Genomic DNA, 23508 nt, shown 5'->3' with positions numbered 1-23508 from the left:
CCTTATCTCGCAAAGTAAAAAGTATTTTAATCCCAGTTCTTATCCAGCCAACTGATCGAGATATCCAGACAGCTCATCTAGATACTCACCGTAAGACTTCCAGTCCCCATTCTTCTGGGCTTTCACAGCATTATCATACGCTTCCTTGGCTTTGCCAATCAGTTCTTTCTGATTGCTCGATCCACTAACCCCACCGGAACCTCCTGAAGAATTGCTGCTGACACTGCCTGAATTCCCTGCTCCATCTCCAAACAAGCTCTCAAGCGCTTCATCCAGGGTGGATGCATATGCTACCTTGTCTCCGTAAGCAACTATTACCCTCTTAACCTCAGGAATCGCTTGATTTGAAGCCTCGAGGTATACAGGCTCTACGTACATTATAGAATTATTTACAGGAATTATAAACATGTCCCCACGCTTATAAGTGGTCCCTGACGAATTCCATAGGGAGAATTCCTTGGCAATCTCAGAGTTCTGATCTATCTGCGCTTCAACCTGCATCGGACCATACACCGTCTTGTTCTTAGGAAACTTATACACCACGAGCTTGCCGTATTCATCTCCATCATTTCTCGCCATCATAATCGCTGTCATGTTCTGTTTAGATTTAGGCGTGAACGGAATCATATTTATAAACTCTTCGCGCTGCTTCCCTGGCAGATTGAAGATAAAGAAGCTAGAGCTCATAGGTCTCTCTTTAGTGCCATATATCTGGTTTGCAACATCCCAGAGATCTTCCTTCTGATAGAAGACCTTCACCTCATTCATATGATACTTGGTGTAAGCACCAGCCTGAATATTGAGGAGCGTAGACGGATACTTGAAATGCTTCTTTAGTCCAGCAGGAATCTTATCCTTGCTCTTGAACAAGGTCGGATATATCTTCGCATATGTCTTTGCAATCGGATCCTTATCATCCACAACGTAGTAATTTACATCTCCATTGTAAGCATCCACAACCACCTTGATCGAATTTCTGATGTAGTTTGTCGTTCCAATCTGACCCGAATAAGGCTCAGAATAAGGATAATTGCTGCTAGTCGTATACGCATCGACAACCCAGTACAGCCTCCCATCCACTATGGTCATGTAAGGATCCTTCTCATATTCGAGATACGGCAAAATCTTATTGACCCTCCCAAGAACATTTCTGTTGATGATGATCCTCGAATCGGAGTTAATGTTCCTCGACACGAGCATCTGCAGGCTTCCCTCTCTGATGGAAAACAGAAGTCTGCTTACAAATCCGAGCTTTATACCCGCCTTACCCTTATACTTGGTATATTTGTTGTTATTCCCATCTGGGTAATCGAATTCCTGCTCATCTCCGTTGACGATTATATAGTTGTTCGTGAGCTCACCGAAATAAATCTCCGGTCTCTTGATCTTGATTTCAGGAATATTTGACTCAGGCGGAATATTCTTAACGAGTACATCAGGTTGTCCACTTGCAGTGACGGAGTTAACCTTAGATATTGCCACTCCATAACCGTGAGTATACTTCAAATGTTTGTTAATCCAAGTATTGCTAATTTTATTCTCGTTAATCTCACGTGTCGATAGATATACCTGTGTTTCAGCACCATTTATATCGTATCTATCTACATCTACATCATTGAAATCGTAGTACTGACGAATACTCTGGGTTTGATTGTAGTAATCCTTTACAGGTTCATAGTCGTTGATTCTGATGTTGCTGATAGTCGGTTTGTTGCTAGCAATATCTGCAGCCGTCAGGTTGTTCTGTGCTGCGAAAGAATCAACCTTGACCTTATCTAGCCCATACGCATGATTCGTATATTGAATGTTGTTCTTGATATATTTGCTTTCTTTGTTGATTTCATCTGGAGCGACTATCAGGCTCTGAACACCAACCCTCAAAATAGTTCCGAGGAAAAGCACCCCTATTATGAGCATCGGAACTCTAAAGAGCTTAAGATAATCCTTATTGTGTACGTGCCTTACCAAGCTAATAGCCCCAGCGACCGCCAGGATCATAACCAGAAGATATACCTTTTGCGTAATAGCAATATCGGTAAATCCAGCACCATAAACTGTTCCAGTGTGCGCATGTAGGAGCGTGAACTGTTTTAACACAAAGTGGATACCTAGCATTATGTAGAAGACAACACCCAAAATCATAGCCTTGCCAGATGCGAGGCTAAATAGATGGTCTACATTTGTCCGGTTGACTTCGCGTTTATTCTCTCGGTGCTCCTTGGCTTGCTGTTTCGCTTTGTCGCCAAATCCTTTTATAACTCTTATTACATCACCAACAGGATCTCTCTTACCGAACGGAATACTATTACCGGGACGACCTTTTTTAACTTCATCATCTGACGAAGCCGACTCCCCTGCCGGAGTCTCTTTCGCTGCATCATTTGCATCAAGGTCTTCGAAAATATCTTTCTTGTCGAAAATATCCGGCTTCCTTACAGAAAGCAGAACAGCATAGTAGATTAACGTTACGATGACAACTCCGATAATCACGAATATTGCAATCGAATTAAGCTTAGTTAGAAATTCGAGCTTGAAGACATAGAACGAAATATCCAGCCCAAAGATTGGGTCCTTTAATCCGAACTTTGAGGAATTTGCAAACATGAGAAATGATTGCCACGTATTCGTAGCTGATACAAATGCTGCCACAAATCCGAAAATCACAGATATCACCCAAGATAGCATGTTTAACTTGTGCATGTCCGGAATTTCGTGTGACTCTATCTTGCTAAAATATCCCTTTCGTAGGCCGTTTAGATAAACACGTACCAAAAGACCGGCAATTATGAATATTACAATCCCAAGCTTTAACTCTGTTACAATCTGCGTCCAGAAGACTCTTGTAAAGCCGAGCTCTCTAAACCACATCCAATCTGTAAGAAAGCCGGTGCCTCTACCGAGTATAACTATCACAAAAATTGCTACAACAAGTAGCTTTCCAAGGATATTTCTTCGCTTACCCTCACCATTAAATGAGTATGCAACTTTTCCTTTTTTCTTATTCTTAGCCATAATTTCTCCAAAAATCACATAATGCAGCGGTAGCCATAAAGCCTGCCGCTGCATTTACGTAAAAACCACCCTTATAGTAGCAATTCAGAATTATCACCCAGCGATGCGAAATTTGTAAACTTTCCAATCACTCCGCTGATTCGCTGTGCGACACTGCTATCTGGAGCAAAGTTGAGTATCAGTATTACTACTAATAACAGAACTAGCAAGATTGCTACGATAACTGCAATTACCGTAAGAACTCCGCCCTTGCGTGACTCTTCATCATCATCGTCGACTACAGACGGCGCTACATTACTTGCCTTGCTTGCCGTATTAATCGCAGCCTGAGCTGGCGAACTAACCAGAGTTGTAGCAGCAGTAATAGGTTCAGTAACATTAGCGCTGTTGCTGAGTTCTGACCCTACATCCTTCTTCGCTGCCTCAAGCTTAGCTGACTCAGTCTTAACTGCAGCTTCAACTGTCTCATGATGAGCTTCAACTGGAATCTCCTCGGTATTCTCCTCATCCTGGTACTCAGCTAGCACATCCTCCATAAGCGTATAGTCTGCACTTCCATCTTGCAGCTTCTTATACTCCTCATCGAGAAGCTGCTGGAACTCTTCATTCTTACGATAGAGAGTGTAGAACTTATCTATCTTACGAGTTGCCTCCATCCCTGCATCGTCAACATCTGTACCAAAGAGGTCCTTCTGTAAGTCATCAATCGACATAACCTCTTCCTGGTTCAAATCCTCATTATTGTCCTCCACAGCTGAAGTATTAGCATCTGCCACATCTTCTGCCGAGAATAGCATATCAGCTTCTTCATCTGGCTCATCATCGATTGTATCGAATCCTAATGCAGCTAATTCTGACTCTAATTTCGTTAAATCTGAGCGAGCTCCTGCCTCTGTGGTAGCTGTTTCAGTTCCTTCTTCAGCCTTTGCCTTTGCCTGTACAGGCTCCTGCACGAGTTCTTCGGCAGAAACGACATCTCTTGCCGGCAGCTCAACGGTTTCGGAAGGGTCCTTTCCGAGAAGTTCCGCTAGGCGCTTCTGTAGATTTGCAATTTCGTTTTCTATAGCCTTTGCAGCGGCTAACTCGGCATCCTCAGTCTTCTCAGCAGGTGCTGAAGCTGCGTCTGCGGTTTCTGTAGCTACAGCTACTGGCTCCATAGCTGATGGTTTTGAAACTGGTTCCTCAGTAGTCTCTATAGCTGCTGGCTCTGCTGATTTCTTTGGCTCAGCAGAATCTTCGGAAACTTCTGAAGCCGGTTCTTTTTCTATATTGTGCGAATCAACTACATCGGAAGATTCTGATGTCACTGACTTTTCAGCCTTTTCTGACTCTTCATTCATATATAGCTCAGAGTAGTTGACAGATTCCTCGTATGGAACATCTATATCATCATCACCGAATACAAAATCATCTGCTTCTTCTGTAGGCTCATCTTCAGGCTCAAGTTCATAGTCAGTCTCTGTCTCTTTATTATCATCTGTAAGTTCATCATACGAGAATGTCTCTGGTTCATCATCGTCATCCTCATCATCGAAATCAAATGCCTCAGCTTCTGCGCGCTCCTGTGCACGTGAAACCCTACTTGGCTTCACGTAGTCGAGATACTGGCTTACAGTCTCTTCATCTTCGTCTGTTTCTTCAATATCAACATCGAAGTTGAATAAATCATCGTCTGATTGTTCAGCATGAGCATCTTCCTTGTCAGAATCCTCATGTCTACTGATAAATGCAGAAAGCTCTGTCTCAAAATCATCTTCTGGAAGCTTGAACTCATCCTTCGTATCCGACGCAGATACATGAACCATATCATCGACAAAGTTGTGTGGTGGCTCTGCCTGGAACATTTCTTCGTGTGACTTGCGGCGAGCATTTAGATACTCATCAAAATCCGCAGAAGCTACATCGAGTCTATGCGATGCTTCCTTTTCATCCATGTCACTTGCTTGTTCCTCTAGCCCAGCGATGATATCGTCCTTAAGCTCTGTATATCCCTGAGTGTGTTCTCTTTCTTCATTAGGAAGAATGGACCCTCTAAAATCAGAGTCAGCCGAAAAGGATGCTTCTTCAGCTTCCTTTGCAGCCTTCTCTCGCTCTTCTTTTTCCTGCTTCATAACCTCGATGAAGTTCATAGTGCGTCCGCGACCAGATGTCGGAGCAGCTGCGGAATCGCGCTTAAGAATCTCCTCGAGAGAATCTGACTCCTCAGCCTTTTGTACAGGTTCAGCCGTCTTGTGTCTATCCCAAGAATTATTAACTGAACTGAACGACTGCGTAGAAGCTTCAGTCTCTTCGTCATCAATCCCAGTTGTCTCCCATGGGGATCTGATTTTCTTAATAGGTTTCTTATGGCTCTCTTCAATTACAGAGCTCCAATCAAAAGAAACCGAACTTGTTTTCTTCTTAGGCTCCTTAATCTCTAGATCCTCAGATCCGAAATCAAAGTCGAACTTCGTAGAAGATTCTCTCTTGTCCATCATATTTCCTTCTCTATCCGACGAACTAAACGCTGTATGTTCGTGTACTGACGGTTCTGCATCAAGGCTTAATCTTGCACCACATACACTGCAAAACTTAGCGCCTTCTGCTACTTCGTTGCCACAATTGCTACAGAACATTGTTACCTCCCAAATCCACTTAAATCACTCGAGCGAGAGTCTCGCTTTTGTGCTGGTTGTCAATCTTCTATAAAGATTCATTGGAAATTATACAACAAGGATAAGTTAATATCAAGATTTCGCTTGCAATTAGTGGAATTCGCGCAACAAATGCATAATTTTATACAAAATTATTGTCATTTTATACTATCTTTCCCATCTTTTTTGTGATAACATTATCTGTCAAGAGGCGCGGGTAATATCATTTATAGATAGGAATTAGTCCCAACTGTGTTCCTATTAATTGTGAAAATGCTACGTTTCCAGCACCTGCTTTAAATCGCGCTACTTCTTTTTTTATTCTATCACTATTGATTTTACTAATGTTTAGTTATTGTGATGAATTGAAAGGGTTTTAACGTATTTTTTAAATATATTCGCGAATAATCAACAGTATAACATCAAATGAATTACACTATCATATCTCAAGCATAGCACAAACTCGTATTAGAACATGCATACAGATATAAACTCAAATTAATTCGAATTTTTTCAAACTTTTTCTTGACTGCCTTATGAATCAATGCTAGACTATATAAGCTGTTAAGCAAACTAACCAATATGTGTGATTAGCTCAGCTGGCAGAGCACCTGACTCTTAATCAGGGTGTCCAGGGTTCGAACCCCTGATCACGCACCATCAAGCGCAACTCGTACGAGTTGCGCTTTTTTCTACGTAATCATGCTTTGAGAATAATTATTTTTCACATTTTAAAAGCCATTTTTGCGATTTACAAAAAATGGCTTTAATATCAGGGTATTTTCCTATTTTGAATATTATTTTATTTACATGTTTTAAAAGTTCGCCTCAGTTCTTCCCTACTTCAAATCCTCCAGCTTATTATCCTGGCGTTTGATCTTGCGCGTAGTCGTTCTCACGAAATCTTCCTTGCGGACGTAAACCTCACGGATTCGCCTAAACGGAGCGAGCCCCATATTTAGCTCTGTGATAACACCCTTTATAAGCGTTTCAAGCTCATCATCTGACGGAACACTTCCGAGCTCATCCTTTATCTCATCTTTATCTGGGAGAATCTGAACTGCAACCACATCCTCGGATTTACCTGATGCAAATACCATTGAATCGGATATGTACGGATGTCTATTGATATAGTCCTCAATCTCTTCAGGATAGATGTTTTCTCCAGCATTCGTTACGATTACATTCTTAGCGCGTCCAGTAAGAAACAGCCATCCATCTGCATCGAAGTATCCGATATCACCCGTTCTAAGCCATCCATCCTCAAGCACCTCATTAGTTGACTCTGGAAGGTTATAGTATCCGAGCATTACATTCGGTCCTTTGAACAGGATTTCACCAATTCCGTTTTCATCCGGGTTGATTATGCGTACCGCTCCAGTCTCCACTGGGACTCCTACTGAACCAGATTTATCATACCTCGTCCTAGAAGCACTTTGAGGTGTACCTGTAATCAGAGGGGTGCATTCGGTCATACCATATCCCTGAAGCACCATGATTCCGAAGTCTTCAAAGTCCCTGCAGATATCTGGTGCTAGCGCAGCAGCCCCTGTGATTACGAGCCTAAGTTTGCCACCGAGTTCATTGATAATCTGCTTGAATAAAGTTCTGCTCACATTTACACCGAACTTTCGTGCGCTGCGGCTAGCCTTTAAGGCTCTCCTGAAAGTCTTTTCCTTACCTGACTTCTTAATGGTCTTCATGATGCGACCGTGAATCATCTCGAGAACCCTCGGCACTACGATAACGACTGTATTTTCAACTTCATGCATATTCTTAACTATGTATTTCATGCCCTCACAAAATGCGGTACTTGCTCCGCGATACAGCACGAGCAGCATTCCAAGTGTGCATTCATAAGTGTGGTGAATTGGCAGTATTGAAAGCGTCTTATCCCACGGATGTATATTCGCCACGCGGCACACATCCATGATATTTACCGTGATATTGCGATGAGTTAGCATGACTCCCTTAGGAGTGCCTGTAGTCCCTGAAGTGAAGAGAATTACCGCCATTTCGTCTGGATCTATTTCAGCATCCGCAAAAGAAGTATCTCCTCCTTCAAGCTTATCCTCGCCCTTGATTAGCAGCTCTCTCCATAGGTGAACCTTCCTACCAGCCCTTTCAAATTCAGTCACATCCTTAAGGAGTGTCTTTGGCTTATCCTCGAGCGATACTCTATCGCCGTAAAATTCTGTGATTATAAGATCTGTAATTGTTATGATATTAGAGAGCTTAGGGGCACATTCAGATGAACAGATTACCGTATGGCAGTTTGACGCATCGAGAAGGTTCTTTATCTCTTCTCCACCGAGCTCTTTGTCGATTGGAACCAAAACAAGTCCTGCATTCATAACAGCAAGATAGGAGGCTATCCACTCATAGCTCCCCTCTCCAATGATCGCAACGCGTCTCTCATTATCTACCAGCTCAAGCAGCATAGTGCCAATGGCTTCGACATCATGGCCTAGAACCTCATAAGATACGGGGATGTATTCTCCACCACGTTTTTCTTTTACCCAAAAAGCGGGTCTCTCACTGTGCTTTTCAACGCTTCCAGCAAGAAGATCCTTGAGCGTCGTAATCTCTCGAATGTCCTTGTACCAGTAACGACCACAATCCGAGCCTTTCTTCTCGATAAACGAGTTAGCTCCAAACGGGTTAGCTATAGCCTCACTATTAATCGTGCTTCTCATATCATTCATAGCATGCTCTCCACACAAAATTACTTTTAGTTAACGTTAATCATATCATATATTCGATTTTAAATTAAGCAAATCGTCATGCTACGCATCACAATACTAGGCGCGAAGCATTCCCTTTTGCCTAGTAATCCGCTCGGCAATGTGTTTGATTTTATATAATCGCCGTGTTGCAATTTTCACATAGCCTTTAGATTTTTTATGTATTTATTTGGTACAATAGGCGACATAAGTTATTCCGAACGTAAGGAGACGGTATGAATTACGCAAAGATTAGATCGATAGCGCACCTCGTGTCTCTCGTATGTCTGCTACTCATCTTCGTAGTATCTACGAGCAAGTACGTCGCTGCTGCTACTCAGTCCGATTCAGCTCGTACAGGCATCCCCGCAAAGATAACTGCTCAGAACAAGCAGGAATCCGACATTCCAGACTGCACTGAGATTGAAGTTGCTGTTGACGCAGCTAATGTATCTGTCCCAACTATGACAGATTCAGTAGCTGACGCTGTTGCTACTCATGCAACTACCACTTCTTATTCAGCTCCTTTAGTTTCAACTGGAACTAATACGATAAAGGCAGTCGAGGATGAGAAGGCAAAGAAGAAAGCTGAAGAGGAAGCAAAGAACAGCGAGTCAAGTCGCACAGCTACTTCCATAAAATACACTTATTCTGGAAGTGTTCTCTCTAAGTCCAAGGGAACCAACAATGGTCCTTCTGGCAAGGAGACCTACTACAACCTCAACATGTCGAGAGTTGTAGCGGCTATGGGTAGATTTGGATATTCATCATCTGACTACTGGGTTAGAGCAGATGGAGTTAAGATGCTAGGCAACTACGTGATGGTTGCAGCTAGCTACAAGACACACCCTAAGGGTTCTTTAGTTTCAACATCTCTTGGAACTGGAATCGTATGCGATACAGGTGGTTTTGCGACAAGTAATCCAACGCAGATAGACATAGCGACAAATTGGTAAGAATTCACGGCTTTCGTAATCGATATTATATCGGCAAAAGGATCCCTATAATCCCCGCGCTACACGAACATCGAAGAAAGAGCCTCGGTCCGTCGATGCACAGACGAATATATTTGCGATGATAAGAATTAAGAGAAGCAAGCGATACGCTGGCTTCTCTTTTGTTGATTCTCCGCTCATATTTCTGCAGCAAAGCTAAAATATTTCTGGCGGCTCCTCTTTATTAGTTATAAAATAAGGGTAGTTATTTGCAAATTCTGAGGTACTAACATGGAGAGATATACTTTTTCTGCGGCAACGGCTAAGTCAGATATTTATGTAGGGCTTCTTTTCCCTGCTCTAATAATGCTACCCATCCTAGCGATACAACTGATTCTGTTCTACCTTAACCTCAGTGATGTGACTAGGTCACATCCAGTTCTTTTCATATTGATTATTTTTGCCTGCGTTAATTACAGCTTTTACATAGCTAAAAAAATGCAACTTAGATTTGTCAAAGACTATATCGTCTTACTTGACGGAAGCGAAGTTACCATTCTGTGTGACGATATGGAAATTCTCTCGGGTACTGTAGTATCCTGCAAATTCAAGGATGCAGGATCGAAATTCTTCTCAAAAGCCGTCTCATTAGATATATTTACTGACGATAAAGAAATAAAACTTCGTGCTAGAGCCACAGATGGTCAGAGTGTACTATCCCCTAACTGGAATCCTTTTGCAACAGGTAGCATATCTGATGTGGATGTTCTCCTGTCATTGGGCAGAAGGCTAGAGGAAGTCCACGAGGTTCAATAGCTTTACTGTATAAAAATAGAAAGCTCGAATACGAGCTTTCTGAAAACCTATCATAACATCTTAACAAATATGCTATCTATTCTGAATTACAATCATTATAGATTTTCATTCACAATCAACATTTTCATATTCTTTTGTGGTAGAATTCAACCTATGAAAATTTTAGTAATTACGATGTTTATACTCATGTACGTCGTGATGATCTTCTTCCAGAAGTTCCGCGTACATGCCGCCCTGACTTCAGCAGCGGTTTTCTTAATAGCTGGCGTTATGTCTGCCAGTACCGCGATTCAGTCTGTGAACTGGAATATCTTGTTGATGATTTCCGGTACGATGATTCTCGTGCACTACTTTATCGACTCCAAGATGCCGAATAAGCTCGCAGACGTACTCCTTGATAAGTCCAAAAACATGATGATGGTAATAATCTTTATGTCGCTATTCTCCGGATTTATCTCTGCGTTTGTGGATAATGTCGCGACTGTACTCATGGTAGCTCCTGTCGGACTAGCCATCTGCCGCAAGCTCGATGTATCACCAGTTCCGATGACGCTGTCGATTGCAGTTTCCTCGAACCTCCAAGGGGCAGCTACGCTCGTTGGGGATACTACTTCGATGATGCTCGCTTCGTATGCAAAGATGGATTTCTCATCATTCTTCGTATTCCACGGCAAGCCAGGAATCTTCTTTGCCGTAGAACTCGGGGCTCTCTCAACAGTGCCTGTTATGATGATTCTATTTAGAAAGTATAGGCAACCTGTTGCAGCTGAGGAATATACAGAAGTTAAAAACCTAGTTCCGACATATATGCTGGTAGGGCTAGTAGTGACTCTTATATTCGTGTCGTTCTTCCCGAACAAGCCAGATATAACTAACGGCGTTATATGTATAACCTTTGCGGTCATTTCTATCATTTTCGATTATGCAAAAAGGCGCGATGGCGACCGTGCAATTGCAGCTTTGAAGGATGCGGACATCGAGACGCTGCTGTTATTATTCGGACTATTTATAGTAATTGCAGGACTCACTGAAGTAGGCGTTATCAAAGATTTGTCTGACCTTATCGTGCGGACCGGCGGAAGCAACATGTTCCTCCTATACACGATTATCGTATGGGGATCGATTCTGATTTCGGCTTTCGTCGACAATATCCCGTATGTTGCAACTATGCTTCCTGTACTTCAAGGTGTAACTGCAACGCTAGGAGTCGATCCTACTCTGCTCTATCTTGGTATACTCTGCGGAGCAACGCTAGGCGGTAACCTCACTCCGGTCGGGGCATCTGCGAATATAACGGCGGTAGGCATTTTAAGGAAGAATGGAGAGATCGTAACCTTTGCGGAATTTATGAAAATCGGAGTGCCGTTTACGTTGACGGCGGCTACAGTCGGATATGTATTTATCTGGGTTATATACGGCTAGGCGGTTGATATATCTAAAAAGCTAAGAGGTTGTCATTCGTATGACTCCCTTTTTTGTGCATTTTGTGTCTATAATTATTTACCATGTATATTTAAAATACATACCCAACATTGATTTAAATACTTACTAAATATATAATCAACGAAACGCGTGATGATAAATGTAATAATTTTATATTTATTTAATTTAGTATTTTTAAAGAAAGGACATTTCGTATGAAGAATTTGGCAAGATACGTGTTAAGTATCACATTAAGTGTAATTCTAGTCTTTTCGGCAATACCGTCAGTAGTAGTGCATGCTGATGACAATCAGGCATTACAGGGAGCCGGAAAACACCCTATAAGTAAAACCCCTGAAGGCTGGTATGACCTAAGAGAAGTGCTTTTAATGTTTTTAGAAAATTCCTTTAAAAATAAAGAGGAAGTTAAGGCTGAGTATGAGAAACTCACTCGACTGGATGGAGATATTCTGCTGGGTACGGATACGCAGCATAAGGAAATCAAGTCTGTAAACATCAATGATACTATGAACTTTACAGGAACTTTGAAGGTTGATGTTATTAAAAAGGCAGTGGGGATGATAACCCCAGGAGTTGGTGCTTACGCAAAGCTTGAAGGCGTAAGCAGCCGGTTCGTGGCAGAATTTGTTATTCCGGACGGAATGATTTACAGCAAAATACTTACCAAAGATAATGTGAAACTAAAAAATGCGAAAGACATATTTGAAGTTACGGATGTAAAGGTAGAGGGTCAAAAAGTTACAGTGATGATGGAATTTGTTGATCCGGCACTTAAGAAAGCGAATAAAGAAAATAAACCATATATTGTCAGAGATCTAAATAATGCGTTAAATAAGGTCGGATGCCAGTTAGAAATTACTATTCCGGGGATTAAGTTTGACAAAACGAAGGTGAAAGCTGGAGATGTTTTGACAGTAAAGGGAGTACTGTCCGGGAATTATAAAATGGAAAGACTTGTTACCGCTCATTATGACCCAAGAATGAAAACCTTACGAAACGAATATTTAAAAGATCCGTCAAAAGTAGAGAAGTTTAAAAATGTTATGCCTGCTGAATACCAAGAGTATCAAAACCAGGTAAAAAATCTTACCAAAGCCGTAGGAGATATTCAAAAGCTCGCTGATGAAGTAAAGGCACTAAGGGATGAATTCAATAAATTTGTTGCTGATAACAGAGAGGTGATTGACAGATACCTTAATAACGATCCTTATGATAAAACTCTCTACGAAAATTATTCTGACGAAAAGAATTTTAAATTTCCTACTGATGAACCTTTTAAGATGATGACGGAGAGGCTTTATAACAGATATTACCAGCACGACGGTCATTCTGACATGGATTACGGCAACAAGGCAGCAAACAGACCTGCAAAAGCATATTCTTTATATGGAGAGATTAATTTATTAGGAAATAATATCGCTAAAGTTCCAAAATTATATAAGTATTGGAGCAGAAATATAAGCGATGAACAAAAGGCCAAGGATAAGCCCGTAATTGATAAACTCGAAGAGATGTCAAAGCGAGCAACTGCATTCGGAAATGATGAAGAGGGAAGATTATATGAACTTGGATCGCGAGAATTTGAAGCACGCGATACTATTGTCGATATATACATTGACGGGTTTGCTTTACAAGAGATTTTGACAAATCCTCAATATGGCGGAATAAAGTATGAGAATGCTTCAGACTACTCTAAGATATTTATAGGGTGGGATGCGGTTCAATCGGAAGCCGGAAGAGATTCCGTTCTTGAAAATGATACGAATGCAGATAAAAAAGCGATACAGCTTACAGTTAAAGTAACTGATAATAAAACAAAAAATCCGAGTAAAATTACAGGCAAGAAGTCTCCTAGAACAGGCGATGAAACAAATCTAACCCTCTATGCAGTAGGTATATTGGTTGCATTAGGAGGTACAATTGCTTTAACTTCTATCAAAAGAAGAAAAACTAGATAGACACAGTATTAGAGTTGTGCGTTAGCGAATAATAATTCGTTAATGCACAACTCTTTTTCTATAACATTCGTTTTGGCACTACCACTAAAATGTCAAATTTGCTACTGCTCTATCTTCCACTTCTTAGCGAGTTTGTCGTAGGTGCCGTTTTCCTTGAGATGCTTTAACCCCTTGTTAATTTTCTTAAGAAGCTCCTTGTTATCGGTCTTAACTGCAATCGCAACATCAGCAACGCTGTCAGGCTTTATATCCCCTACTATTTTGTACTTATCACCCTGCGAAGCAACGATATCTACAGCAACAGGCTTGTCCACAAGAACTGCGTCAACGTCACCATTTCCAAGCTGCTGAAGCGCTGTTGTGTTCTGGTTTAGGATAACTGATTTGGATACTTTGCCTTCCTTCTTAAGCTGCGCTGCTATATCAGCCTGAGAAGTACCAGTCTGCGCTGCCACCTTGATCCCACTTCCTGATGTAAAGTTGTCCCAACCTGTTATGCTTGTATTGTCTTTCTTTACAAGTAAAACGATTCCTGTCTTGTAATATGGATCAGAGAAAGCTACCTGCTTAGCACGTTCAGGTGTTACGTTCATACCTGCGATTACTATATCTGTGCTGTCAGACTTGAGAGCTGGAATTAGCGCGTCGAACTCGAGCGATTCAAACTCAACCTTGAAGCCCTGATCCTTCGCAATAGCCTTCATAAGATCCATATCAAATCCTACGATGTCACCATTCTTATTCGTTGTGTCAAATGGAGGGTATGTCGGTTCAGTTGACACCTTGTACACCTTGTCCTTACTACCACATGCTGAAAGTGCTCCCGCCATAACCAGGCACATCATAAGTGCCAAAACCTTTCCAATAGTCTTTTTCATTTTGTTTCCTCTTTCCTTTAAATAATGTTTTCTCTAAATTCTTTCTCTAAATTCCGCTACTTTTAATTTGACATCCACATATTTATGGTTTTCACTTATCCGTGTTTGTGCTGATACTATCGTCGCTCTTTCTGACTACCGAGAATTGCATCAGTTTTTCGGATGTGTATAAAGCTGTTTATATGTGTATTTTTAATAGTTCTTGTGTATGAATATACTCTCTCTTCTTCCTTTTGTCAACGCCTTTTTTGAATTTTATTTCATATTTTCGTTTTTTTATTCAATAATGCATAAAATTAATACATAGGCCCCGCATGTTGCTTGTTGCCTATGTATCCTGGTTTTAGAACATTCCCATATTCTTAAACAGAAATAACCACCCGAATATGGTTAATATAGAAAAACCAGTTGTGAATATTACTGCATTACCTGCAAGCTCTCCATCGCTTCCCATAGACTCTGCCATTGTATATGATGACACTGAGCAAGGCGCTGCCATCATAACTATTAGCGATACGAACTCTACATCTCTGAAGCCGAGCAGCATCGCTATAGGTAGTCCAATTGCTGGGAGTACTATTAGCTTGGCAATTATTGATATACTTAGGTTCCGCTTGCCAGACTTCACACTTTTGATATTGAACGAGGCACCTAGTAGCATCATCGCCATCGGAGTCGTACATTCAGATAGAGAATAGACAACCCTGTCTATCGATTTCGGCACTGTTATATTGAGGGATATCGCTGTGCCTGCTGCCACAGCCCCGAGAATTATCGGGTTAGTGACGATCTTGCGGAGCATTTTAGAGATGCTAGCACGACCACCACGGTAATATTCAAGTATTACGACCGCCAATATGTTATATGTAGGAACGATTATAGTGACTAGTACCGCTGTCTTGGATACATTTCCTGCACCGCATATATTAATAGCGATTGGAAGCCCCATAAGTACGAAGTTGCTTCTATACATCGCCTGTATCATCGCTCCACGTGTCTCTGATTTCTTCTCCAGCTTATGGACTACCGGTATGCTAAGTGCTATGTAGGATAAAAGAAATACAAGTGCAAATACTATAAGTCTTGGGCTCAAAGCTGTGCTTAACTTCGCCCCATAGAGGTTTTCGAACATCATCGGCGGAAAGAGCACAATAAAGACGAGGCGATTGAACCTGTGCACCTCGTCGTCATTTATAAGGCCTACTCGCTTTACGAGCATCCCGATTATCAGATATATCATCAGCGGTACTACCGCATTTATACAAATCCAGAAATTCTGTATCATTATAACCTCGACATGACTAATTCTGCGTATTCGCGGCATGTTGCACCGCCTGCCATTCCTGTCATGCGTGGCCCAAGCTCCTTATCAGCTAATTCTAGCGCTTCTTCAAGTCTCTTTGACTCATCTCTATAACCCACATGTGACAGCATCATAACTGCAGCCTTGAGCAGGCTCGACGGATTGGCATATTCTCCCAGCCCATCTTCAATCATGCGTGGAGCACTGCCGTGTATAGCTTCAAATATCGCATAATTCCTGCCGATATTCGCACTTCCAGCCGTTCCGACTCCACCCTGAATCTGAGCTGCCTCGTCAGTAATTATATCACCATACAGGTTAGGAAGTACAAAAACTTGGAAGTTGTTTCTAATCTCCTTATTGACTAGATTAGCAGCCATGATATCGATGAACCACGAATCCATCTCGATCTCCGGGTAATCCTTTGCGACTTCACGGCAGATATTCAGGAAGTTGCCATCAGTCTTCTTCATGATATTGGCTTTAGTCACTATAGATACTCGCTTCTTGCCGTTAGCTCTCGCGTATTCATATGCGGCGCGAGCGATTCTCTCTGTGCCCTCGTCTGTCGTCACCTTGAAATCAACCGCCAATTCTCCCGTGATGTATTCGCCCTTGCTGCCTAATGCATATTCTCCTTCCGTGTTCTCGCGGAAGAATGTCCAGTCGATTCCTTCTTCTGGAATTGCAACTGGTCTGACATTGGCAAATAAATCAAATGATTTACGCAGATAGACATTAGCACTCTCGATATTAGCTGTATTCATGGCAGCGTTCGGTGTTGTTGTTGGTCCTTTGAGCAGAACATCACATTCGTTCATCGCTGCCATGACGGAGTCCGGGACTGTCTTGCCTGCGGCGAGGCGGTTTTCGAGGGTGAAGCCTTCGATTGGCTTTAGGACTAGGGAGCCGCTTGCAAGTCTGTCCCGGAGGACTGCTTCCAGCACTCTCTCCGCTTCGGCCATGATAATCGGGCCGATGCCGTCGCCGGCAGCAGTTCCGATTATTACCTTGTCTCTATTCGAGTTAGGAGCTAGATCACCAGTTTTGTTAGCTACATCTTTCTCCTCTCTCTCAGCTCGCATGCGCTGATTCCTTGCCACTTGCTCACGCAGCACGATTTCAAAATTCTCTACAGCGCTTCCGATATCCCGCTCTATTTCTGAGCTATATATCTTTTTATCCATTTCCTTGTCTCCAATTTCAAACTGTACGATTCAAGTCTGATAGCACAGTCTCAATAATATTAGCCGAAATTATAAAATCACTATTTATGGTATTAATAGCACGATTTTCTAATCTTAACTAGCTTTTAGGTGTGTACCCTTCACTGCTTCATCTAGTTACCAAGTGCCGCATAGTCAAGAAGCCCTCCTGCTAGTAGCACTTCTTTCTGCCTCTCAGCCAGCTCCATACGAAGTGGTATATTCTTATCTCCAGCATGCAGAATTATTCTGTCATCTCCTAGAGCTGCTCTAACATTTTCTAATCTGAGCATATCTCCCTGCTTTACCTCATCATAGTCATCTGGATTCTCGAATATTAATGGTAATATCCCTGCATTTACAAGATTTGCTGCATGGATTCTGGCAAAGCTCTTCGCTATAACCGCCTTTATTCCGAGGTAGAGCGGCGCAAGCGCTGCATGCTCTCTAGATGATCCCTGCCCATAGTTCGAGCCGCCAACTATAAAGCCTTTACCTGCTGCCTTGGCTCTAGCTGCAAATGTCTCATCCACTACGCTGAAACAGAATTCAGATATTTTAGGCACGTTCGATCTATATGGTAATACTTTCGATCCTGCTGGCATGATGTGATCAGTGGTGATATTATCACCTACCTTGAGGATGACCTCGGCCTCTATATGGTCATCCAGCGGACTTGCCTCTGGGAATGGTTTGATGTTAGGGCCGCGTAGCACCTCTGCCGCCTCGGCTTCTGCTGCTGGCAGTGGTGCTATGATTCCGTCATCATTGATGCGGAATCTATCTGGCTGCTGCGGCTGTGCGATTGGAGGGAATGTCGTTGGATCTGTGATATAGCCTGTGAGCGCTGACACTGCAGCTGTCTCAGGACTTACCAAATACACCTGTCCGTCCTTAGTTCCCGAACGACCGAGGAAGTTTCTGTTAAATGTTCTTAGGCTCACACCTTTTGAGTTTGGTGAGAATCCCATTCCTATACATGGACCACATGCGCACTCCAGTATTCTAGCACCCGCATCGATCATATCTGTGAGTGCACCGCTCTCCGCCATCATGGAGAGCACTTGTCTTGATCCTGGCGATATTCCAAGACTCACACTGTCTGCAATCTTATGTCCCTTTAAAACCGATGCAGTCTTAGTCATATCTGCAAATGAAGAATTTGTACATGAGCCTATCGCAACCTGATCAACCTTAATTCCTGCGAGCTCCCTCACAGGCTTTACATTGTCAGGACTATTTGGGCAAGCTGCTAGAGGCTCAAGCTCGCACAGATTGATAGAGTAACGCTCAGCATATTCAGCATCTGGATCGCTTGCTAGAGGAGACCAGTCAGCCTCCCTATCCTGAGCTGCCATGAACTGCCTGGTCACCTCGTCAGAAGGAAAAATCGAGGTAGTAGCTCCTAGCTCAGCGCCCATATTTGTAATAGTCGCACGCTCAGGAACGCTGAGCGTCGCTACACCCTCGCCACCGTATTCGACAATAGCGCCAACGCCGCCCTTGACAGACAGCATGCGCAGAACCTCCAAGATGATATCTTTGGCGCTCACATTAGGGCGGAGCTCTCCTATCAGTTCCACGAAAATCATCCTAGGCATAGGGATGTGGTAAGCTCCGCCGCCCATGGCAACGGCTACATCCATGCCACCAGCGCCCATCGCCAGCATTCCGAGCCCCCCGCCAGTCGGAGTGTGCGAATCGGATCCAATCAGAGTCTTGCCCGGAATGCCAAATCTCTCATAATGAACCTGGTGGCAGATGCCGTTGCCAGGCCTCGAGAAGTACACACCGTGCTTTGCAGCCACGGTCTGAATATATTTATGATCATCTGCATTCTCAAATCCAGACTGCAGAGTATTGTGATCTATATATGCTACGGAACGCTCAGTCTTGACCTGCGGAATTCCCATCGCCTCAAACTCCAGATATGCCATTGTTCCAGTCGCATCCTGTGTCAGAGTCTGGTCAATCCTGAGCCCAATCTCCTCACCCACCTTCATCTCACCACTAACCAAGTGAGCTTTAATAATTTTCTCAGCTATTGTATATCCCATTTTATGCCCCCTACCAGCTTCCTTCAGACTCTCCAGTTACGAATTTATTTACAAGCGCATCAATCTCATCTGCTCCGATAACAGATACCCTGCCGTTATCATATTGATTATCAATCCAGCTCTTGATATAGCGAACCACTTCACTGTGCTTATCTACCTTACGATCGCCCTCTAGATGATATTTCTCATTGAGCCATACAGCTACTCCAGCCGCACCGCTGTTCTGGTTGATTGAAACGAGAGGTGGTCTATTGAGGAATTTCTTAGTGTCAAATATATTGTAAATTTCCTCATTCTTAAGCAGCCCATCCGCGTGAATTCCAGCTTTGGTAACATTGAAATTCTTGCCGACGAAAGGTGTCTGCTCAGGCAAATGATACCCGATTTTCTTCTCATAATACTCGGCAAGTTCAGTGATAACCGTCGTATCCATACCGTCCAGTGTACCGCGTAGCTGCGCATACTCGAAGACCATCGCCTCAAGAGGAACATTTCCAGTCCTCTCGCCTATGCCAAATAACGTAGTATTTACCGCCGCTGCTCCGTACAGCCACGCGGTCGCTGCATTAGTAACGGCCTTATAGAAATCGTTATGCCCGTGCCATTCGATCATCTCACTCGGTACCCCTGCGTAATGCTGAAGTCCATAGATTATCCCAGGAACTGACCTAGGCATCGCAACTCCTCCATAAGGAATTCCGTATCCAAGCGTATCGCATGCACGAATTCTAACAGGCATATTAGCCTGCTCTGCAAGGTCCTGAATAGCCTTTACAAAAGGGACTACAAAGCCATAGAAGTCAGCCCTCGTAATGTCCTCAAGGTGACACCTTGGCATAACCCCAGCTTCAAACGCATCGGAAATGACCGATAGGTAGTGCTCCATCGCCTGCCTTCTATTCATACCGAGCTTCGTAAATATATGGTAATCTGAACAGCTAACGAGTATACCAGTCTCCTTAACACCGATGTCGTGCACGAGCTTAAAATCTTCTTTCTTAGCTCTAATCCATGTCGTAATCTCTGGAAATTCAAGACCCAGCTCTCTGCACTTCTCGATAGCTCGCCTATCTCTATCGCTATATACGAAAAACTCCGTCTGTCTAATCTTGCCATTAGGTCCTGATAGCCTCGACATCATCTCATATATATCTACAATCTGCTCAACAGTATATGGTTCGCGAGATTGCTGCCCGTCACGGAATGTCGTGTCGGTTATCCATATCTCCTTAGGCATTCCGAGAGGATTTCTCCTAAAGTTAAAGGAAACCTTTGGTATCTCGGTGTACTCGAAAAACTCACGCATCAAGTTAGGTTCTTCAACATCTTGAAGTTGGTAATTGTAAGGATCCTGTTCTAGTAGGTTTGATTTCTTATTGATCTTGATGTCACTCATCTGTTATACCTCGCAAATTTTAGTTTCCCGTACCCTTAAGTCTAGCCTCCGCTAATCTACGAGCTTCGTTATAATAATTTATACCTCTGTGCTAGATTGTATACATGTATATTAATATGCAATATTTGCTATGTCAAGTAATCACACCAACTATGACGAATTTTCCATATAAAATACCCTCATTACTGGGTGTCCAGTAATGAGGGTACATATAATCATGACTCTCGGTCCCTCTTCCGTCTATATAAACCACTCAGGGTCTTTTCTCTTAAAATGAAGCTTTTCTCTAGCAATCCTCGTCGCCCTAGCGAGCGAACCGTAGAACCCGCGCGCATCTTGAGGACACGCCTTTATGCAAGATGTGCACGAGATGCATTCCTTTGGATCAGACTTCCTGAGATCATCAATGCTTATTGCCCCAACTGGGCATACTTCCTTACACTTTCCGCAGCTTATGCATAGAGAATTCGCTGTAGGGTGAATCGGTAATTTCATAGGCTTGCGCTTTGGAATAGAGCCAGGAATTATGAGCGGTGCGAGTCTTCCTCTCATAGACGAGATATCTGTGCACACGAAACGTTTCAGCTTCTTAGCACTGATCCTGCTGAACTCAATCATCTTCTTGATATCGTTCGCATCTGGTCTACTCTCTGCAACCTTAGGGAACATCGAGTGCTGTGCGATAAATGCTGCTGCACTTATCACGTTAAAGCCTCTCTCGTTCGCATACGTATACAGCTCATATAGCGCATCACCGTAGCTGTTATTTCCATAAGACACAAGTGCAATCAGGTACGCTCCGTTACCATTTACCTTAGACAGCATCTCTTTACAAATCTCTGGGATGCGTCCAGACATAACAGGAAGTCCCATCACGACGATAGTCTCGTCAGTACAGTCAATCGATGTATTGATTCCGTGGCGCTCACTTAAGCACAGCATATCGTAAAAAGAATAGCTGAGGTCATCTAAGCAGCTATCACGCATGTTATCAGTTAATTCAATTGTAATCTTCTTGGTTATCTTGGCTGTCGCGCCCGATGGGCTAAAATACATGCCTACAACGTTCTTAATCATCTTTGAATCTCACACATTTGCAGTGCTCACAGCACTTCGAGAACATCCCTTCATAACATTACATAGATTTTACCATGCAATAGAAAATAATGTGTCTCGGTAATGTGCATTTTTGTGAAGATAAAATGAAGAAGTGTAGGAAATAAAAGTGACAGACCCGAATCATCGAATCTGCCACACATATTTCCCCAATTTCTCTGGAAACTGATTTTTAATTCTTCAGCCTCGTAATATATGATTCCAAGGCAAATGCTTAACCTTACCTAAGAGGCTGGTTTCAGGCTTTCACTAGTAAGCTTCGCCTACTTAAGATTGTAATCTTCGTTCCACTGATTGAAGTAATCGATCTGCATCGCTTTCTTCATCTTATCAAGAGTCTTTTCTGCTTCAGAATTAGCTAGTTCTGTACCCTTACGAAGCATCTCGACAACAACCTCTGGGTGCTCCTCATAATAAGCGCCTCTCTCTCTGATTGGCTCGAGGAACTCATTTAGCACCTTGAGAAGGAACTTCTTAACCTTAACATCGCCGAGACCTCCTCTTCTGTAGTGATCCTTGAGCTCATCTAAATCCTTATATTCAGGTAGATACTTCTCGAACGAATCAGGCTGTACAAACGCATCTAGATATGTAAACACAGTGTTACCCTCAACCTGACCAGGGTCCTCAACCTTGATGTGGTTAGGGTCAGTGTACATGCTCATAACCTTAGTCTTGAGTTCCTGCTCGCTATCCGATAGATAGATGGTATTGCCAAGCGACTTGCTCATCTTAGCTTGGCCATCAGTTCCTGGAAGTCTGAGACAAGCCTTTTTGTCAGGCAGGTAAATCTCTGGCTCAACCAGAACTTCACCGTAAGTAGCATTGAATTTACGCACTATCTCGCGGCACTGCTCAATCATTGGCTCTTGGTCCTCGCCAACTGGTACGATAGTGCCCATGAATGCAGTTATGTCGGATGCCTGGCTGATAGGATATGTAAAGAATCCTACTGGCAGATTTGCCTCAAATCCACGCATCTTAATCTCATTCTTGACTGTAGGATTACGCTGAACTCTAGCTACTGTAACGAGATTCATGTAATACATAGTCATCTCGTGAAGTGCTGGAATCTGTGACTGGATAAAGATGGTTGTGCGCGCTGGATCTATGCCGATTGCTAGGTAATCCATCGCAACCTGAAGCACGCTCTCGCGCACCTTTTCTGGATTATCTGCATTATCTGTCAACGCCTGCGCATCTGCAATCATAACGAACATCTTATCGATGCTCGAATCCTCCTGCAGGATAAGTCTCTGTCTAAGTGATCCCACATAGTGTCCTATATGCAGTCTGCCGGTCGGTCTATCTCCGGTTAGTACAACTTTATTTTTGTTCATATTTTTTCCCCTTATATCTATATTCATGTCTATGGTGTAACTTGCTTTTGATTAATTTGTCTCGAGTTTAGCCGCGCCATCGCCTACCATAGATGGCATCCTCAGTCGCAACCCCATCCATATACACATCTGTATCTTCTAGCGGAATATCGTCTGTAAGTAGCTTCTCAAAGCAGAGCGCAATCTTGTTAAATCCCGATACGCTGAGAAACCTATCATAGTAACCAGCGCCATGCCCGATTCTTCGTCCGTCCTTCGAGCATGCCACGCAAGGGACTATTGCTAGATCAAACTCATCTGCAGTAATTTCAGCAGCTTCAGCAAGTGGCTCTCTGATCCCGAACGCACCTCTAGCTAGCTCATCACCGCTCCTATATTCCTTGACTACCATCTCATGTGGTCCAACGCAGAGCGGAATCCCAACGCGCTTTCCATCCTCTAGAGCTCGCGCTATAATCTCATCCGTCACTGGTTCGCCACCCATCGACATGTAGCAAAAAATCGTATTCGAATTCTTATACGCATCAGTTGCCAGTAATAGATCAGCGATTTTATGGCTCGCTTCTTCGATATATTCAGGTGAGAGCTCCTTTACGATTTCTCTACATCTTGCGCGAAGCGCCTTCTTATTCTCATGTATGTTTTGTGCTCTATGAGTTTCCACATTCGCTCCTTATCGTGCAGCTACTGCAC

15 protein-coding genes and 1 tRNA gene are annotated in these 23508 nt (G+C 43.0%); 5 read left to right on the top strand and 11 right to left on the bottom strand.

Going from position 1 to position 23508, the window contains the following annotated elements:
• Positions 1 to 39 precede the first annotated feature (39 nt).
• The gene (locus tag QU661_RS00665) at positions 40 to 3012 is read right to left on the bottom strand and encodes a UPF0182 family membrane protein (protein WP_304989858.1); all 2973 of its coding nucleotides are present in this window, start codon (positions 3010 to 3012) and stop codon (positions 40 to 42) included.
• A gap of 71 nt (positions 3013 to 3083) precedes the next feature.
• Positions 3084 to 5627 carry a zinc ribbon domain-containing protein gene (locus QU661_RS00660; protein ID WP_304989857.1) on the bottom strand — a complete coding sequence of 848 codons (2544 nt, stop codon included), beginning with the start codon at positions 5625 to 5627 and terminating at the stop codon, positions 3084 to 3086.
• A 602-nt stretch (positions 5628 to 6229) separates the two neighbouring features.
• Between QU661_RS00660 and QU661_RS00655 the strand changes: the two genes are divergently transcribed.
• Positions 6230 to 6305: transfer RNA gene (locus tag QU661_RS00655), tRNA-Lys, on the top strand.
• Between the two features lie 179 nt (positions 6306 to 6484).
• Here QU661_RS00655 and QU661_RS00650 read toward each other — a convergent pair.
• On the bottom strand, positions 6485 to 8350 hold the full coding sequence (locus QU661_RS00650; protein WP_304989856.1) for an AMP-dependent synthetase/ligase: 1866 nt from the start codon (positions 8348 to 8350) through the stop codon (positions 6485 to 6487).
• Positions 8351 to 8604: 254 nt separating this feature from the next.
• On the opposite strand from QU661_RS00650, the gene QU661_RS00645 reads away from it, so the two are divergent.
• From QU661_RS00645 to QU661_RS00630, 4 genes are all read left to right on the top strand, one after another.
• Positions 8605 to 9324, top strand: a complete 720-nt coding sequence (locus QU661_RS00645; RefSeq protein WP_304989855.1) for a hypothetical protein — start codon at positions 8605 to 8607, stop codon at positions 9322 to 9324.
• A 270-nt stretch (positions 9325 to 9594) separates the two neighbouring features.
• Complete coding sequence (locus QU661_RS00640; protein WP_304989854.1) at positions 9595 to 10119, top strand: hypothetical protein; 525 nt, start codon at positions 9595 to 9597, stop codon at positions 10117 to 10119.
• A 153-nt stretch (positions 10120 to 10272) separates the two neighbouring features.
• Positions 10273 to 11541 (top strand): ArsB/NhaD family transporter, encoded by a 1269-nt coding sequence (locus QU661_RS00635; protein WP_304989853.1) that lies wholly within the window; start codon positions 10273 to 10275, stop codon positions 11539 to 11541.
• A 215-nt stretch (positions 11542 to 11756) separates the two neighbouring features.
• Entirely contained in the window at positions 11757 to 13520 is a 1764-nt protein-coding gene (locus QU661_RS00630) for an LPXTG cell wall anchor domain-containing protein (RefSeq protein WP_304989852.1), read from the top strand.
• 101 nt (positions 13521 to 13621) lie between these two features.
• On the opposite strand, the gene QU661_RS00625 is transcribed toward QU661_RS00630, so the two are convergent.
• The 8 genes from QU661_RS00625 to QU661_RS00590 form a co-directional block, all read right to left on the bottom strand.
• Positions 13622 to 14398: a basic amino acid ABC transporter substrate-binding protein gene (locus QU661_RS00625; protein WP_304989851.1), complete on the bottom strand. Its 777-nt coding sequence runs from the start codon at positions 14396 to 14398 to the stop codon at positions 13622 to 13624.
• Between the two features lie 343 nt (positions 14399 to 14741).
• Positions 14742 to 15683: an AEC family transporter gene (locus QU661_RS00620; RefSeq protein WP_304989850.1), complete on the bottom strand. Its 942-nt coding sequence runs from the start codon at positions 15681 to 15683 to the stop codon at positions 14742 to 14744.
• The gene (locus tag QU661_RS00615) at positions 15683 to 16888 is read right to left on the bottom strand and encodes an isocitrate/isopropylmalate family dehydrogenase (RefSeq protein ID WP_304989849.1); all 1206 of its coding nucleotides are present in this window, start codon (positions 16886 to 16888) and stop codon (positions 15683 to 15685) included. The genes QU661_RS00620 and QU661_RS00615 overlap by 1 nt, the downstream gene beginning before the upstream one ends.
• 152 nt (positions 16889 to 17040) lie before the next feature.
• Entirely contained in the window at positions 17041 to 18963 is a 1923-nt protein-coding gene (locus QU661_RS00610; RefSeq protein ID WP_304989848.1) for an aconitate hydratase, read from the bottom strand.
• Positions 18964 to 18973: 10 nt separating this feature from the next.
• On the bottom strand, positions 18974 to 20359 hold the full coding sequence (locus tag QU661_RS00605) for a beta/alpha barrel domain-containing protein (RefSeq protein WP_304989847.1): 1386 nt from the start codon (positions 20357 to 20359) through the stop codon (positions 18974 to 18976).
• Between the two features lie 240 nt (positions 20360 to 20599).
• The gene (locus QU661_RS00600; RefSeq protein ID WP_304989846.1) at positions 20600 to 21436 is read right to left on the bottom strand and encodes a 4Fe-4S binding protein; all 837 of its coding nucleotides are present in this window, start codon (positions 21434 to 21436) and stop codon (positions 20600 to 20602) included.
• 302 nt (positions 21437 to 21738) lie between these two features.
• Positions 21739 to 22815 carry a tryptophan--tRNA ligase gene (trpS, locus tag QU661_RS00595; protein WP_304989845.1) on the bottom strand — a complete coding sequence of 359 codons (1077 nt, stop codon included), beginning with the start codon at positions 22813 to 22815 and terminating at the stop codon, positions 21739 to 21741.
• 67 nt (positions 22816 to 22882) lie between these two features.
• Positions 22883 to 23479 carry a 5-formyltetrahydrofolate cyclo-ligase gene (locus QU661_RS00590; RefSeq protein ID WP_304989844.1) on the bottom strand — a complete coding sequence of 199 codons (597 nt, stop codon included), beginning with the start codon at positions 23477 to 23479 and terminating at the stop codon, positions 22883 to 22885.
• Between the last annotated feature and the right edge of the window lie 29 nt (positions 23480 to 23508).

The sequence above is a fragment of the Mogibacterium neglectum genome (genome assembly GCF_030644205.1).
Lineage (GTDB): Bacteria > Bacillota > Clostridia > Peptostreptococcales > Anaerovoracaceae > Mogibacterium > Mogibacterium neglectum.
The sequence above is the reverse complement of the archived record's forward strand: the minus strand, read 5'-3'. Positions and strand labels throughout refer to the sequence as shown.